The organism is Sphingorhabdus sp. (genome assembly GCF_044374345.1).
Taxonomy (GTDB): domain Bacteria; phylum Pseudomonadota; class Alphaproteobacteria; order Sphingomonadales; family Sphingomonadaceae; genus Sphingorhabdus_B.
In genome coordinates this window covers 1-14,950 of record NZ_JBILOS010000003.1, presented here as the reverse complement: position 1 = coordinate 14,950, position 14,950 = coordinate 1, and the positions used below count along the sequence as shown (strand labels likewise).

Genomic DNA, 14,950 nt, shown 5'->3' with positions numbered 1-14,950 from the left:
TGTCCGTCAATGGCGCAAGCCGTTGTGGGCCACGATCCTATAAAGCGAGGGCCACACGCGTTCGTGGCTCAAGCGAAACGCCCTTTGGTGGATCGAAACCCACGCGCCGGTTGCTGAAATCAATCAGCACGCGGTCAAACAGTTTCAGCGCGTCCATGCCGAGCAAGATCGCTGGCCGATCCTGAAGGTTAAGCGCCGTGAACGCATAATTGTCGGCGAAGGTCATCGGCATATCTTTAATGATCAGCCCGCCGACCTCAATTTCGCGAATTTGGGTATAGTCACCGTTCAGGATCGTCCCTGTTACACTGCGCATCTTCACCGGAATAAAGTCAAAGGCGCGGTGCCGTCGGCGCAGCTTATCGCGAAGGGCGACATTGGCCATGCTGCTTTGCGCGCCGGTATCCAGAATGATGTCGACTTTAATGCCATCAATCCGCGCGCTCGATAATATCATCCGGCCCGCTTTGCGCCGCGCCTGCACGACGATCATGCCATTTTCGAGCTTTGTCTTGCCGCGCGTTTTGCGCGACGGCAGCACATCCATTGTCTGCTGTACGAAATCGAGATGCACCCGATTATCCTCCAGACTGTCGATACCCAACAGCCCATATGCGCCGAGGTTCGCACGTTCGAGGCCCGGAGCTTCCACATCCTGCAGGTTAACCGACGCGGTGGAAATGCTGTCGATGAAGAAGCTGTTGACCTGATATCGTCCCGATATCGTCGCGAGCGTGAGCGTGGGGCCTGCCTCCAGAGACAGTTTGCGCGCGAGGTCATTGGCAATGACGGTCCGTTCTGCGCCGGTATCGACGATGAAGGGGACGGCGTCGCTGCCGTTCACACGCACCTGCACCGTCATCCTATTGCTACGGTCAATGCCGAACTGTTCGGTGATGGCGGCAACATCCGAACCCGCATCAGGCGTAAGCTGAGGTGGCTCCTGCGCCATTGCCGTTGTGCTTAAAAATAGGCCGATGAATCCAAGCGCGCTGCGTTGCATTTCAAATCTCCAATGCCGCCACAATACGCCTCTTTGCCCACACCGACAAGATATGGCCCGTCGAACCGAATCCGCCTTTTGTCGAAGCGGGAACAAAGTCGTTTGTTGCGGCGGCAGCTTTGCGATAGCCTCCGTTCCATGAAATGAGACAAGGGGATAAATATGAAGAAACTTCTTTTGCTTGCTGCGCTGACTTTGCCCATGGCGCCTGCCTTTGCCGATGCGCCGAAACCCGACGCGCTGGTCGCCGATGGCGTCCCTCCCGTGCCGGATGAGCTGCCCGTGCAGACCCGGCCCTATATGGAATTTCGTACGGCAAGCTTCTCCGGTTGGCATCCGACCGACAAATCCATGCTGATCGCGACCCGTTTCGGCAATACCGCGCAGTTGCACCGCGTCGCCGGGCCGATGATGGCCCGTAAGCAAATTAGCTTTGAAGCAGAGCCTGTTGGCGGCGGCAGCTGGGCCCCGAAAACCGGCGACATATTGCTGACGCAGAAAGATATTGGCGGCAATGAATTCTACCAAATCTATGCGCTGAAGGACGGCAAGCTCACGCTGCTGACCGACGGCAAAAGCCGCAACAGCATAAACGCATGGAGCGATGATGGAGAGTTGGTCGCCTATACGTCGACGCGGCGCAACGGCACCGACAATGACATCTATGTGATGAACCCGCGCGACCCATCGACAAGCCGTATGGTTGCCGAAGTCAAAGGCGGCGGTTGGAACGTCGGCGCGTTTTCGCCCAACAAGAAAAGCACGGTCGTTGCGCAATATCTGTCGGTCACCAACGTCGACATGTCGCTCCTCGATCTGGCGACGGGCAAGATGACCCCCATTGGCGATCATACGAAGGATATCGCCATTGGCGGTGCGTCTTTCGCACCCGATGGTTCACTGTGGGTTACATCTGACGAAGGTTCGGATTTTCAGCGGCTGGGCACCATCGACATCGCCACCGGAAAATTCACGCCGCGCGGTCCTGCAGAGAAATGGGATGTCGACAGCTTCGACATTTCACCGGACGGCAGTTTTATCGTCTATGAAACCAACGAGGCGGGGATAAGCAAACTGAAATTGCTTGACCCCAAAACCAACAAGGTCCGCGTTGTCGACGGCTTACCCGCAGGCATCATCGGCGGAATCGAAGTTTCGGAATGGGGCGAAATCGGGGTGACCTTCACCTCGGCCCGCAGCGCGGCTGACGCGTACAGCATTGATCCAAAAACGTTGAAGGTGACCCGCTGGACCGAAAGTGAGACGGGCGGTCTGGATGTGTCGAAGAATGTCGAGCCGGAATTGCTGACGGTCAAAAGCTTTGACGGATTGCCCGTGTCCGGATTCCTCTATCGCCCCGATCCGGTGAAGTTCCCCGGCAAGCGGCCGATGATCATGAATGTGCATGGCGGTCCTGAAGGGCAATCGCGCCCCGGCTTCCAAGGGCGCAGCAACTATCTACTGAACGAAATGGGTGTCGCCATCTTCTACCCCAATGTCCGCGGCTCAACCGGATATGGGAAAAAATTTGTCGGCCTCGACAATGGCCCGTTCAAACGTGAGGACTCGGTCAAAGACATGGGCGCGTTTCTGGGTGCGCTCGCCAAAGACCCATCGCTTGACGCCAGCCGCTTTGGCCTCGCTGGCGGATCTTACGGGGGCTATATGTGCTATGCCGCCGCTGTGCAGTTTAAGGATAAATTGCGCGCGACGAACTGCATCGTCGCCATTTCCAACTTCGTCACATTTTTGGAAAACACCCAAAGCTATCGCCGCGATTTGCGCCGCGTCGAATATGGCGACGAACGCGATCCGGTTCAGCGGGCAAAGCTGCTTGAGATATCACCACTGACCCGCGTGGCGGAAATCACCAAGCCGATGTTTGTTGTCACCGGTGGGAACGACCCGCGCGTTCCAGCATCCGAGGCAGATCAAATCGTCAAAGCCATCCGCGACAAGGGCGGCGTTGCTTGGCATTTGTTGGGCAAAAATGAAGGCCATGGCTTCGCGAAGAAGGAAAATGTCGACTATCAATTCTGGTCGACATTGATGTTCTGGAAACAGAATTTGCTGAACTAAAAAGGGGCTGCGGCTCTAAATCACCGTAGCCCTGAGCTTCGTCGAAGGGCGCCTGTCCGCTGGTTACCCTTCGACAGGCTCAGGGCTACGGTTTCATTTCACGGCGTCATCGCAATACCGGCGAGGCTTTCGGCCTCCATTAACAGCGCGTCATCAACCGACCCCTGCGCCACACTCTCGCGGCCAATCATCACCAGCAACGGCACGGCGAGCGGGCTGACGCGTTCAAGGTCGACATGCAGCATCGTGTCGGCCGCGCGGTCCAACAAGTCACCAAGCCGTCCAACGTCGGTCAACCGCGTTCGGGCGTCGGCCCACGCCGCCTCCAGCAGCAGATGGTCGGGCTCATATTTGCGCAGCACATCGTAGATAAGGTCGGTGGAAAAAGTGACCTGCTTGCCGGTCTTGCGTTTGCCGGGATGTTGCCGTTCGACAAGGCCACTGATCACCGCGACCTCGCGAAAGGCGCGCTTCAATAAATAGCTCGATTCCACCCACTCGGTGAATTCATCCGCCAAAATGTCGGAGGAGAATAGCGGACGTGGGTCCGTGATCGGCTTCAGGCTCCAGACCCCCAAGGCATAATCGCTGGCGACAAAGCCCATGGGCATAAGGCCACGACTTTCCATGCGGCGGGTGATGAGCATGCCGAGCGACTGGTGTGCGTTCCAGCCTTCGAATGGATAGGTCACCATATAATGCCGTTTGTCGTGCGGGAATGTCTCGACGAGAAGCTGGCCGGGCTTTGGCATTTGGCTGCGATAGGCCTGCATCTCCAGCCACTCGCGCACTTCGTCGGGAAAGCGCGCCCAGCCTGCGCGATCGGTCAACATCTGCCGCACCCTGTCCGCCAGATGTGTGGTGAGCGGCAGGCGCGCACCCATATAGCTTGGGATATTGGTCGCAGGCTTCGTCGCGGCGCGGACAATGAGGTCGAGGTCCTTGATGGATTCCACTTCAAGCGCCATGCCGGCAAAGGTGAACGTGTTCCCCGGGCTCAGCGTCGAGGCGAAGGATTCTTCCACCTTGCCCAATTTGCGGCCATTGCGGAAACGGATTTCGAGCATCGGCGCATCGACAATGATGCCGGCATTAAACCGGTGCTGCGCGGCAAATTGCGGGTGCGACAGCCGCCACCTGCCGTCGGGGTCTTTGACCAGTTTCTTGAACCGGTCATAGGCGCGCAACGCATAGCCACCTGTCGCGACAAAGGCGATGACGCGGGCAAAGGTTGCGGCATCCATCGCGGAGTAAGGAAGGGCAGATTGCACCTCCGCCAACAACTGTTCCTCGTCAAACGGACCCGCGCAGGCAATGCCCATGACATGCTGCGCCAAGACGTCATAGCTTCCGGCGCGGAAGGTCTCGCCATCGCGCACCCCTTCTGCCACCGCGTCATAGGCGGCCTGTGCCTCCAGATATTCAAAGCGGTTGCCGGGCACGAGGATGGCCTTGGATGGCTCGTCCATCCGGTGGTTCGACCGGCCAATCCGTTGCAGCAGCCGCGAGCTTCCCTTGGGCGCACCCATTTGAATGACGCAATCGACATCGCCCCAGTCGACACCCAGATCGAGCGAGGCCGTGCACACCAATGCGCGCAGCTTGCCGTCGGCCATTGCGCCTTCGACCTTGCGCCGCGCCTCAATCGACAGCGATCCGTGGTGGATGCCGATGGCATATTTGGGCTCATTCGCGTCCCACAATTTCTGGAAAATGAACTCGGCGAGGAAGCGCGTGTTGCAAAATATCAGCGTGATTTTGTTGCGGCCAATTTCCTCGATCAACTGCGGTATCGCATGCTGACCGCTGTGCCCCGCCCACGGCACGCGGCCTTCGGGGAGTAGGATGTTTAGGTCTGGCTGTGCCGCCGCCTCGCCTTCGACCAAGCGCACTTGGTCGATGTCGCCGTGGGGCGCGAGCCAGGCGCGATAGTCATCGGGGTCGGCGACGGTGGCGGAGAGGGCAACGCGTTGCAGATCGGGTGCGAGGGTTTGCAGGCGTGCAAGCGACAGGCTGAGCAAGTCGCCGCGCTTGCCATTGGCGAAGGCATGCACTTCATCGATGATGACGCGCTTGAGCGTCGAGAACATATGCACGCTGTCTTCGTGGCTGAGCAGCAGCGACAATGATTCGGGCGTAGTCAGCAATATATGCGGCGGCTTTACCCGCTGCCGCGCCTTGCGGTCCGACGGCGTATCGCCCGTGCGTGCCTCGACGCGGATGGGTAGGCCCATCTCCTCGATGGGCATCAGTAAATTGCGCCGGACGTCGACCGCAAGCGCCTTGAGCGGGGAGATGTAGAGCGTGTGCAGGCCGCTGACTGGCGTTAACGTGTTTCCCAGCGCAGGCTGGGATCCAGTCCCCACTGAAGAGCCGTTTGATAATGTCTGGACCCCGGCCTGCGCCGGGGAACGCATGTCTTCAACTAATTCGGCCAATGTCGGCAAAAATCCAGCCAGCGTCTTGCCCGCACCCGTCGCGGCGACGAGCAACGCATGCCGCCCTTCGACAGCGGCCTCCAGCATCTCCAACTGATGCCGCCGCGGCGTCCATTCGCGTGCGGCGAACCAGTCGAGGATGATGGAAGGTAATGTCACCAGAGCTTAATGCCCTGCTTGCTCTCCGCGTTCCAGTCCCGATGCCGCCAATTGTGCATCAATCTGCGCCATCAATCGGTCGAGGCCTTCTTCGCTTGACGCTTCGGCACGCGCGACCAATACATCCTGCGTGTTGGATGCGCGCAGCAACCACCAGCCATCGGGCGTGTTCACGCGCGCGCCGTCGGTGTTGTTGACGTCGGCGCCGTCTGCCGAAAGCCGCGCGAGAACTTCGTCGATCACCGCGAACTTACGCGTCTCATCGACCTGAAAACGCATTTCGGGGGTGTTGATCATGACCGGCATATCGCCGCGCAGTTCAGTGACGCTTTTGCCGAGTTTGGCCGACGCCGCCATTAAACGCACCGCCGCGTAAATCGCGTCGTCAAAGCCATAATATTTATGCTTGAAGAAGATGTGCCCGCTCATTTCGCCCGCCAAGGGCGATCCGGTTTCCTTCATTTTGGATTTAATCAGGCTGTGGCCGGTTTTCCACATCAGTGGCTGCCCACCAAGTTGCTCCACGCGGTCAAATAGCGCCTGCGATGCCTTCACATCGGCGATAATCGTAGCGCCCGGGACATCGCCCAGCACGTCTTCGGCGAAGATTTGCAGCAATTGGTCGCCCCAGATAACGCGCCCTTCGCCGTCAATGGCGCCGATGCGGTCGCCATCGCCGTCAAAAGCCACTCCGAAATCGAGCTGCTTTTCCGCGACAAGCTTTTGCAGATCGACCAGATTTACGGGGTCGGTGGGATCGGGATGATGATTGGGAAACTGGCCATCCACATCCACAAACAAAAGATGGTGCTCACCGGGTAACATCTTAACCAGCTTTTCAATTGCCGGTCCCGCCGCCCCGTTGCCTGCGTCCCACCCGATGCGAAATGCCTTTCGCGGCGCCGCTTCGGCAACGCGGGCGACATATTGGTCAAGGATATCCAAATGCTCGGAAGTACCCTCACCGTCGGACCACTCCCCTGCCGCCGCCATGCTGCCCAGCTTTTGGATATCCGCGCCGAAAAACGGTTTCCCCATGAGGACCATTTTGAAGCCATTATAATTGGCTGGATTATGACTGCCGGTTATTTCAATGCCGCCGTCTACATTGTCCAGAACGGCTTCGGCATAATATAGCATGGGCGTTGGACTCATGCCGATACGCACAACGTCCACACCGCTGTCGTTCAATCCCTTCACCAGCGCTTCTTCGAGCATGGGCGAGCTGACGCGGCCATCATAACCTACCGCGGCCTTTTTACCGCCGGCACGGACCAGGCAGGTGCCGAAGCCACGACCAATGGCGTAGGCGTCATCCGCACCAAGCGTTTCACCAATAATCCCGCGAATGTCATATTCACGCAGAGATGTCGGGTGGAAATTATGTGCCATGGAGCGCCTGTTTTTGGGAGATAATCTTATAATTATGCTATAGCTTACTAATTACAGTCTTTTCTTGTTCAAGTCATCCAACAAAAGATCACGCGCCTTGTTCAGCGCGGCGGCCTGTGCATCGCTGCCGCCTGCATCAGGATGGTTTTGCGCAATCAAGGTGCGATGCCGCTCGCGAATGCGTTCCGCAGTATCGAACCGTGAAACGCCCAGCAGAACACGGGCCGCATCAAGCGCTGCCGCGTCATTGTCTTTCACGCCCTTCCTAAACAGCCGCCACGTCATCCCGCGATACCACGCCGCGGCAATCGCAATTGCGCCGAGCCCGAGCAGTAGGCTCCCGCGCGCGGCCAAAAAGGCGCCGCCAATCCCCAGCAATATCGGCGGGATCTGTTGCGATTGCAGCTTTTTCTTCCACAGCGCCCAACCCAGCGCCGCGATAATCAGGAGCCCAAAAAAAGCCATTAAACGAGCAGGGAACCCTGCAGATCGGGAAGTGCGAGACCTGTGACAAGTTCGCGCAATTCCTGACGTGCGGCGATATGCGCCGTCGCAAGCTGCCCCAAATGGCCCTTGTCGATCAGCGTCAGTCCCGACGGGAAAAGCTCACGATAAATGACGCGCTCGTTCAAGCCCGGCACCGACCGGAAACCCACACGCTTCGACAATTCGGCAATCGCATTGGTCATGCGCTGCTGGTTGCGCGCCTCCATATTGTGCAGCCGGTTGCGCACAACTATCCAGTCGATCGTAACACCGTCGGTCTTGGCCCGCTCCTTGCGCGCCTCCCAGATGAGCTCGGCATAGAAGCTCAATTTGCGCACTTTGAAATTTTCAGCATCGACTTGGCCGATGAGGTCAAAGTCTACAAAGCTGTCATTGATCGGCGTCACCAGGGTATTTGCGCGTGTGGCGACGAGGCGGGCATATTTGTCATCGCGGCCGGGCGTGTCAAAGATCAGAAAATCATTCTCGGCGCCCAGTCGTTCGACTTGCCGGTCAAGTGTCGCCTGCGAATCATGCTCAAAAACTTCAAACACGGGCATGGGCAGGCTGATGCGACGCCGCGCAATCGTGTCGCGCCGGTTCTCAAGGTAACGAAATAATGTCCGCTGGCGTGAATCAAGGTCAATACAGGCCACCCGCGCGCCGCGCGCTGCCAGGGCAATGGCGACATGCACCGCCGTCGTCGACTTACCCGTTCCGCCCTTTTCATTAGCGAAAACAATGTGATGTGCCTTGGCCATATTCCCCCGGATCTGTCCTAAATATCTTGCGCCCGACATTTGCCTTGAAATGTCGCCACGCCGTCCCGCATAGGCGGGTTCACTTAAAGCCATTAAACAAGGCCGCCGACACGTGCAAATCATCAATCAACTTGCTTCATTACGGCACAATGTGTCCCTCTTGCGAAAAGAGGGCGCGCGCATTGCGCTCGTCCCGACCATGGGGGCATTACATGACGGGCATATGGCATTGGTCGACAATGCGCGGCGCCATGCCGACGCGGTGGTGGTGTCTATATTTGTAAACCCGACCCAATTCGGCGCGAATGAAGACCTCGACGCCTATCCGCGTACGTTCGAACGTGATTCAGAACTGTTGCGTGCCTCGGGTGTGGACATCTTATGGGCACCCACCGCAGCGACTGTCTATCCGCAGGGCTTTGTGACAAAGGTGCATGTCGATGGCCCAAGCCGCGGATATTGCGGCGGTGCACGCCCCGGGCATTTTGACGGTGTCGCGCTTGTTGTCGCCAAATTGTTCAATCAGGTTCAGCCCGATATCGCGCTCTTTGGCGAAAAGGATTTTCAGCAACTCGCGGTCATTCGCCAAATGGTCCGCGATCTCGATTTCGATCTGGAGATATTGGGTGTGCCGATCGTGCGTGACGCAGACGGCCTCGCACTATCGTCGCGCAACGCATATCTGACGCCCGAACAAAGGGCGGCGGCATTGGCCTTGCCAAGGGCATTGGAAGACGCCGCGCGCGATATTCGTGGCGGCAAAGCCGTGGCCGACACGCTTGCCGCCGCGACTGCAAACATATTGGCGGGCGGTTTTGATGCGGTGGACTATTTCGCGCTCGCCGACGCGGTGACACTTGAGGAACTGAACGCCGTTGACGGCCGAGAGGCGCGGTTGTTGGTGGCGGCCAAGATCGGCAAGACGCGCCTGCTGGATAACTGTCCGCTATAGGCGCACATTTTACCTTCCAATCCGAATGCGGTTTTCACGTTTTGCGTTAACCATTTGTTATCCATGTTTGATGAAATTGACCGCACATAGTGGATGTGGGGACAGTAATCATGGGTAACAGTTTCAAAAGCGCGAATTTCTTGATGGAAAGCCGCTGGGCCGATGCGGCACGCGGCGACGCGGACGCATTATATGACTTGGGCATGGCCTATTCGACCGGAAGCGGCGGAGTCGAAGTGGACTTGATTGAGGCGCACAAATGGTTCAATCTCGCGGCGTTGAATGGCAGTGAAGAGGCAACGATGTGCCGCGCGGATATCTCCGACGAGATGACTGCGCGCGAAATCGCAGAGGCACAGCGCCAGGCACGTGCATGGCTACAGGCAGCGGAGCAACGCCGCGCCGCCTGACTTGCGCGACTGACAAGAACTATATTTCAAGCCATTATTCTCTAAGCGACATCGTTGACGTCACCAATGTTGCTTCCACACCGTTCGGTGTTAAGGCGTTCGGCATGGGGCGAAAAGCTGTGTGCTTTTTATGCCCGCTCATTTGCGTTGATGCATAAGGACGTTTTTTGAAATGCCTGCACCGATACTCGTAACAGGCGCAGCCGGCTTCATTGGCCATGCCGTGGCGCATCGGTTGCTGGCGCGCGGTGAGCGCGTCATTGGCGTCGACATCGTCAATGACTATTACGACCCCGCACTGAAGGAAGCGCGCCTCGCGACTTTTGCTGGCATCAATAGCTTCGCATTTGAACGCATCGACATTGCCGACGCCGCAAAAATGGCGGCGCTCGTCCGCGACAATGATATCGTGCGCGTGGTCCATTTGGCGGCGCAGGCGGGCGTGCGGTACAGTATTGAAAATCCCTTCGCATATGAACGTTCAAATCTGGCGGGCCATCTCTCGGTGATGGAGGCGTGTCGCCAAGCGGAGGGTTTCGAGCATCTGGTCTATGCCTCCTCCAGCTCAGTCTACGGCGACAAGCCGATGGGTGGCGAGGGGTTCAAGGAAGATGAGCCAGCCATCGATCCCGTGTCACTTTACGCGGCGACCAAGCGCGCGTGCGAACTAATGAGCCAGTCCTGCGCCAGCCTATACGGCTTTCCCCAAACGGGTTTGCGGTTCTTTACGGTTTATGGCCCGTGGGGACGCCCCGACATGGCCTATTTCAGCTTCACGCAGAAAATCCTCAAAGGCGAGGCCATTGAAGTCTATGGCGACGGGAAAATGGCGCGTGATTTCACCTATATTGATGATATCGTCGACGGAGTCATCGGCGCGCTCGACAACCCGCCCGCGCGCGGCGAACACCGCGTGCTCAACATTGGTGATAGCCATCCGGTTGGCCTGATGGACATGATCGAAACGCTTGAAAAAGCCATTGGGCATAAAGCCATCAAAATCATGCGGCCCATGCAGCCGGGCGATGTGACCGCCACCTATGCCGATGTGTCAAAGCTGCATGCGCTGACGGGCTATAAGCCCAAAGTGATGTTGGCCGAAGGTCTCGAAAAATTTGCCGCATGGTACCGCGAATATTACCGCGTCACGCCCTAGCCCTTAATCTGGGACTGCCATTCATCGAAAGAAGCCGCCAATTTGCGGCCGGCAATTTGCCGACCCGTCTCCCGCGGCAGGCCGAGCGACGCCGACATCGGGCCGCCCAATAATGCGTCGCCCAACGCCATCAGCACCATCTCAAGCGTGAGTTCATGCAGCGAGGTGTCGTCCTGTCCATCCTCGCTGATTTCATCGACCAGTCTATGGATCGCCTCGATAATCGGGTCGAGCGCATCTTCATTGCCCGACAATAGCATCCACGACGCAAGCGCGCCCGCACCCTCCCGATCGAACTGGTCAAATATTAAGTCAGCCAGCTCGTGCGGCGTCACCACTCCGCCGCGCATTTGGACAACCGCTGCACCGATTTTGCTGCAGATTCTGTCGCCCATATAGCCGGCAAGTTCGCGCTGAAGCCCGGAGGCTGAGCCGAAATGATGCAGCAAATTGGCATGCGTGCGGCCAATGCGCCCCGCGACGGCCTTAAGAGTAACGGCCTGCGGACCCGATTCAAGCAACAGGTCACGCGCGGCCTCAAGCGCCGCCAAGCGGCTGGCCTCGGGGCTTAATCGGCGCGGCATGCCGGGATCATTCAGTTGTACAATTTTTGAAGCCTGTGTGGTCATGGATGCCTGTGTGTCAGTTTGATTGACGACGTTAGGACAATTGCGATGCTTGTCCAATAGCATTGAATAGGTCCTGACCCTAACGTCCCGCAGTAACTATAAATTCAGGCGTTGCATATATTTCACCTTCGCGCACAAGGCGAGGCACGCCCCGCAACCTTCAGTCCTTTGCAAAATCCCGAACTTTCTGGCTTGCCCCGCGTGGCAGGATCATCACTTCACTGCCATTTGCGATGATCAGTAAATCATCAACGCCGTGCACCGAAACGCGAATGCCGTTGGCGTGGATGAGGTTACCATGGCTGTTGTCTATGCGAACGGCGCCCGATGATACATTTCCGTTCACATCTTTGCTGCCGATTTCATGCAACGCATCCCAGCTGCCGACGTCGGACCAACCCATGCCAACGGGCGCGACTGCAACCTTGGCTGCCTTTTCCATAATGGCATAATCGATGCTATCGGCCGGACAGGCGGCAAAGCTTTCATGGTCGGGGCGTAATTCATTGCCGCTGCGTTCAGCCTTGGACATGGCGAGGCGGGTGGCCGCGCCCATCCCGGGCGCAAATTCTGCAACGGCGTCCAAATAAGTTTCGGCACGAAACAGGAATATGCCGCTATTCCAAACATGGTCGCCGCCGTCGATCATCGCCATAGCGGTGGCGGCGTCGGGCTTTTCCACAAAGCGTTTCACTTCATGGACATTGCTTTCAATCTGCGATCCCATTTGGATATAGCCATATCCTGTCTCCGGACCCGTCGGATTGATACCATATGTGGCCATCCATCCATCTTGTACCTTGGGCAAAAGGGCGTCCGTCGCCGCGTGAAACGCAGCCTCATCCTTAATGACATGGTCGCTTGGCATTACCAGCATGATGGTGTCGGGCGCATCTCCCGCAAGAGCCGCCAACGCAATTGCGGGCGCAGTGTTCCGCGCGCAAGGTTCAAGTAAAATGATTGCGTCGGCAACGCCGATTTCAGCCAGCTGCTCGGTAACCATTTCAGCATGCGCGGCGTTCGCTACGATGGTGGGTGCGGCAAACTGCTTCCTGTCCATCACGCGCAAGACTGTCAGTTGGAACATTGTGCGCGCACCCGTCAATGCCAGAAACTGCTTGGGCATTTGCGGCGTGGACATTGGCCACAGCCGAGTTCCACCGCCACCAGATAAAATCACAGGAGTTATGCGCACAACCGATCCTCCAATGGCAAAGCTACGTAGCGCCTCGATGTCGCCGAAGCCCCACATTCCGTCAAATATAAAAATGCATTTCTATCGGCTCACGCCGCCTGCAGGCGATCCATATATTCGCGTATGCCGAGGGGGCGTGCGCTTCGCATATCTCCATCGTCGGTGACAGCGTCCTCAAGCGATCGTTCATACAGCGCGCATGTTGTGGCAATGCCGCGGCCATTGCTGTGGCGTAGTGCCGTCTTGCCGGTGCTTTGAAAACCAAGCTTGCGCAAAACATTGCCCGACGCGGGGTTGTCGGTGAAGTGGCTCGCGACCAATTTCTTGTGGCCGATGGCCTTTGCTATCTCAACGACGGCACGGCTGGCCTCGGTGGCGAAGCCCAATCCCCAATATGGCCGGCCAATCCAATAGCCGAGTTCAGCGTCATTGTTGAACTTGCCAATGCCGCACGCACCAATCAGGCGCGGCGCGCCATTGGTGCGCAGCATCATCAAAAAGGAAGGGAAGTGCACGTCATGCTCCTGCGTTGCGAAGCGGACGGCATCCTCGGTAGTGTAGGGCCACGGCGCGCGGGCGAGATTGCGGACAATGCCTTCATCGGCGATAGCCTGATGAAGTTCGGCGGCATCTTCGGGCCAGCTGGGCCTTAATAACAATCTTTCGGTTCTCGCGAACATCATTTCTCTCCGGTTCTGTGCCGCCCTTTGCATGATAAAGCGACAGCGGTGTTACAGTTCCTCCGCAGGAGGATGAGAACAGGGAGAATAGACAAAAAGAAAGGGAGACCGGTTGACCCGTCTCCCTGTTCAAAGGTGGAAACCACCTGATGCGATTTCCGGGTCATCCGTCTGGACAACCCGGTATCGATTGTCCTGTTTATTCGGCCGCCGCAGCCGCCATGTCGACCGACACATATTTGCGGCCAAGTTTGCCAGCGTGGAAACGCACACGGCCCGCGACGAGCGCGAACAAAGTGTGGTCCTTGCCAAGGCCAACGCCTGCGCCAGGATATACCTTGGTGCCGCGCTGACGGACGATAATGTTGCCACCGATGACGCTTTCGCCACCGAATTTCTTAACGCCCAGGCGACGGCCGGCTGAATCGCGACCGTTGCGTGACGAACCACCTGCTTTTTTATGTGCCATGGTCTAAACTCCTAAGTCAGAGCGTTGCCGCTCAAGCTTCCTTTGAGGCTGCAGCCTTTTTGGGCGCAGCGGCTTTCTTTGGCGCGGCTTCGGCCTTTTCGGCTTTCGGCGCAGCAGCCTTCTTCTCTTCCTTGCCGACGGCGAGGATGCGCAGCAGCGTCAAAGACTGACGATGGCCCTGCTTACGACGATAATTGTGGCGACGACGCTTTTTGAAAACGATCACCTTTTCGCCGCGCTCTTGCGCAATGATTTCGGCAGAAACGGTCAGGCCGTTTACGTCCTGCACTGTGTCGCCGTCACCGGCCAACAGAACGTCACCAAGCGAGATCTTGTCACCCGCTTCACCAGACAGTTTTTCAACTGCGATTTTGTCTCCGGCGGCTACGCGATACTGCTTGCCGCCTGTGCGCACGATTGCGAACATGGCTATAACTCATCCGTTTCTACAGCTTAGCGCCCTTTTGAAGCGCGGTTGCTCAAACGCGTTACTCCAAAAGACGAATCTTGGGAGGTCACGCAAGAAGGGGCGCAGCTAGTCCAAGGATTTCATCCTGTCAACGCCTTTTGCCCGCCAGTAAGCGCTATTGCGCGGCCCTTGCATGGGCGTGGCCGCAGGTTTAGACACCCCATATGTCGATTATCAAGCCAATGCTTCGCCTGATGCCCCTCATTCTGCTCGCATCATGCGGCAGTATCGACGGTCAGTTTCCCTCGCTTGAGCGGCGCGCGTACGAGAACAATGACGCCATAACCGCGCCCATAACACCGCCATCAGCGCCGGTTTCCATGCCCGTGGAGCTCAAGGCGCAGGTCGATGCGTTGCTTGCGCGGCATCAGGTCGCGCACGCGGCCTATCTCGAACGCCTTGATGCTGTCCGCTCTGTGGCCGCACGTGCAGCGGGAAGCGCCCCCGGCACTGAAGGCTGGGTTAATGTGCATGTTATATTGTCGCGGCTCGATAAAATACGTGATGATTCGGTCGCGGTCGTGCGCGCGTTCGATGGTTTGATTGCGGATGCCAATGCGGGTGATTCGGGGCTGGCGGCACTGCTGACCGATGCGCAAAAACCGGTGGTTGATGATGTCGCTGCGCAAAATGATGAAATCCGCCGGCTTTCCCGCCTGATCGGGGAATAGC

The 14,950-nt window shown here is 57.7% G+C and carries 15 protein-coding genes; 5 read left to right on the top strand and 10 right to left on the bottom strand.

Features of this window, described 5'->3' with window-relative positions:
- Positions 1-37: 37 nt before the first annotated feature.
- Positions 38-1,003 carry a retroviral-like aspartic protease family protein gene (locus tag ACIQ5B_RS00615; protein WP_397597319.1) on the bottom strand — a complete coding sequence of 322 codons (966 nt, stop codon included), beginning with the start codon at positions 1,001-1,003 and terminating at the stop codon, positions 38-40.
- A gap of 162 nt (positions 1,004-1,165) precedes the next feature.
- Between ACIQ5B_RS00615 and ACIQ5B_RS00610 the strand changes: the two genes are divergently transcribed.
- Positions 1,166-3,082: a prolyl oligopeptidase family serine peptidase gene (locus tag ACIQ5B_RS00610; RefSeq protein ID WP_397597318.1), complete on the top strand. Its 1,917-nt coding sequence runs from the start codon at positions 1,166-1,168 to the stop codon at positions 3,080-3,082.
- A 98-nt stretch (positions 3,083-3,180) separates the two neighbouring features.
- Here ACIQ5B_RS00610 and ACIQ5B_RS00605 read toward each other — a convergent pair whose 3' ends face one another.
- The 4 genes from ACIQ5B_RS00605 to ACIQ5B_RS00590 are packed head-to-tail and all read right to left on the bottom strand — an operon-like array spanning position 3,181 to position 8,318.
- Entirely contained in the window at positions 3,181-5,679 is a 2,499-nt protein-coding gene (locus ACIQ5B_RS00605) for a ligase-associated DNA damage response DEXH box helicase (protein WP_397597317.1), read from the bottom strand.
- A 6-nt stretch (positions 5,680-5,685) separates the two neighbouring features.
- Positions 5,686-7,071: a phosphoglucomutase/phosphomannomutase PgmG gene (gene pgmG / locus ACIQ5B_RS00600; protein WP_397597316.1), complete on the bottom strand. Its 1,386-nt coding sequence runs from the start codon at positions 7,069-7,071 to the stop codon at positions 5,686-5,688.
- Between the two features lie 51 nt (positions 7,072-7,122).
- The gene (locus tag ACIQ5B_RS00595; RefSeq protein WP_397597315.1) at positions 7,123-7,536 is read right to left on the bottom strand and encodes a hypothetical protein; all 414 of its coding nucleotides are present in this window, start codon (positions 7,534-7,536) and stop codon (positions 7,123-7,125) included.
- On the bottom strand, positions 7,536-8,318 hold the full coding sequence (locus ACIQ5B_RS00590; protein WP_397597314.1) for a division plane positioning ATPase MipZ: 783 nt from the start codon (positions 8,316-8,318) through the stop codon (positions 7,536-7,538). Before ACIQ5B_RS00590 ends, ACIQ5B_RS00595 begins: the two co-directional genes overlap by 1 nt.
- 112 nt (positions 8,319-8,430) lie before the next feature.
- Here ACIQ5B_RS00590 and panC point away from each other — a divergent pair, with 112 nt between their 5' ends.
- From panC to ACIQ5B_RS00575, 3 genes are all read left to right on the top strand, one after another.
- On the top strand, positions 8,431-9,270 hold the full coding sequence (gene panC, locus ACIQ5B_RS00585; RefSeq protein WP_397597313.1) for a pantoate--beta-alanine ligase: 840 nt from the start codon (positions 8,431-8,433) through the stop codon (positions 9,268-9,270).
- A 110-nt stretch (positions 9,271-9,380) separates the two neighbouring features.
- Positions 9,381-9,680, top strand: a complete 300-nt coding sequence (locus ACIQ5B_RS00580) for a hypothetical protein (RefSeq protein ID WP_397597312.1) — start codon at positions 9,381-9,383, stop codon at positions 9,678-9,680.
- Between the two features lie 172 nt (positions 9,681-9,852).
- Positions 9,853-10,836: an NAD-dependent epimerase/dehydratase family protein gene (locus ACIQ5B_RS00575; RefSeq protein WP_397597311.1), complete on the top strand. Its 984-nt coding sequence runs from the start codon at positions 9,853-9,855 to the stop codon at positions 10,834-10,836.
- On the opposite strand, the gene ACIQ5B_RS00570 is transcribed toward ACIQ5B_RS00575, so the two are convergent.
- From ACIQ5B_RS00570 to rplU, 5 genes are all read right to left on the bottom strand, one after another.
- Positions 10,833-11,465: a TetR/AcrR family transcriptional regulator gene (locus tag ACIQ5B_RS00570; RefSeq protein ID WP_397597310.1), complete on the bottom strand. Its 633-nt coding sequence runs from the start codon at positions 11,463-11,465 to the stop codon at positions 10,833-10,835. The genes ACIQ5B_RS00575 and ACIQ5B_RS00570 overlap by 4 nt on opposite strands.
- Positions 11,466-11,625: 160 nt before the next feature.
- Positions 11,626-12,645, bottom strand: coding sequence for a mannose-1-phosphate guanylyltransferase (locus ACIQ5B_RS00565; protein ID WP_397597309.1), 1,020 nt, complete (start codon positions 12,643-12,645; stop codon positions 11,626-11,628).
- A 104-nt stretch (positions 12,646-12,749) separates the two neighbouring features.
- Positions 12,750-13,343 (bottom strand): GNAT family N-acetyltransferase, encoded by a 594-nt coding sequence (locus tag ACIQ5B_RS00560; RefSeq protein WP_397597308.1) that lies wholly within the window; start codon positions 13,341-13,343, stop codon positions 12,750-12,752.
- A 196-nt stretch (positions 13,344-13,539) separates the two neighbouring features.
- Positions 13,540-13,809: a 50S ribosomal protein L27 gene (gene rpmA, locus ACIQ5B_RS00555; protein ID WP_395634797.1), complete on the bottom strand. Its 270-nt coding sequence runs from the start codon at positions 13,807-13,809 to the stop codon at positions 13,540-13,542.
- A 31-nt stretch (positions 13,810-13,840) separates the two neighbouring features.
- Positions 13,841-14,236 carry a 50S ribosomal protein L21 gene (gene rplU / locus ACIQ5B_RS00550; protein WP_183942320.1) on the bottom strand — a complete coding sequence of 132 codons (396 nt, stop codon included), beginning with the start codon at positions 14,234-14,236 and terminating at the stop codon, positions 13,841-13,843.
- Positions 14,237-14,442: 206 nt separating this feature from the next.
- Here rplU and ACIQ5B_RS00545 point away from each other — a divergent pair, with 206 nt between their 5' ends.
- A complete protein-coding gene (locus ACIQ5B_RS00545; RefSeq protein ID WP_397597307.1) occupies positions 14,443-14,949 on the top strand; it encodes a hypothetical protein in 507 nt (168 codons plus the stop codon).
- The last annotated feature ends 1 nt before the right edge of the window (position 14,950 follow it).

Coding starts and splice junctions, on each gene's coding strand:
- ACIQ5B_RS00615 (WP_397597319.1), bottom strand. CDS start 1,003: ATGCAACGCAGCGCGCTTGGATTCATCGGCCTATTTTTAAGCACAACG.
- ACIQ5B_RS00590 (WP_397597314.1), bottom strand. CDS start 8,318: ATGGCCAAGGCACATCACATTGTTTTCGCTAATGAAAAGGGCGGAACG.
- ACIQ5B_RS00560 (WP_397597308.1), bottom strand. CDS start 13,343: ATGATGTTCGCGAGAACCGAAAGATTGTTATTAAGGCCCAGCTGGCCC.
- ACIQ5B_RS00575 (WP_397597311.1), top strand. CDS start 9,853: ATGCCTGCACCGATACTCGTAACAGGCGCAGCCGGCTTCATTGGCCAT.
- ACIQ5B_RS00545 (WP_397597307.1), top strand. CDS start 14,443: ATGTCGATTATCAAGCCAATGCTTCGCCTGATGCCCCTCATTCTGCTC.
- rplU (WP_183942320.1), bottom strand. CDS start 14,236: ATGTTCGCAATCGTGCGCACAGGCGGCAAGCAGTATCGCGTAGCCGCC.
- rpmA (WP_395634797.1), bottom strand. CDS start 13,809: ATGGCACATAAAAAAGCAGGTGGTTCGTCACGCAACGGTCGCGATTCA.
- ACIQ5B_RS00595 (WP_397597315.1), bottom strand. CDS start 7,536: ATGGCTTTTTTTGGGCTCCTGATTATCGCGGCGCTGGGTTGGGCGCTG.
- ACIQ5B_RS00610 (WP_397597318.1), top strand. CDS start 1,166: ATGAAGAAACTTCTTTTGCTTGCTGCGCTGACTTTGCCCATGGCGCCT.
- pgmG (WP_397597316.1), bottom strand. CDS start 7,071: ATGGCACATAATTTCCACCCGACATCTCTGCGTGAATATGACATTCGC.
- ACIQ5B_RS00570 (WP_397597310.1), bottom strand. CDS start 11,465: ATGACCACACAGGCTTCAAAAATTGTACAACTGAATGATCCCGGCATG.
- ACIQ5B_RS00580 (WP_397597312.1), top strand. CDS start 9,381: ATGGGTAACAGTTTCAAAAGCGCGAATTTCTTGATGGAAAGCCGCTGG.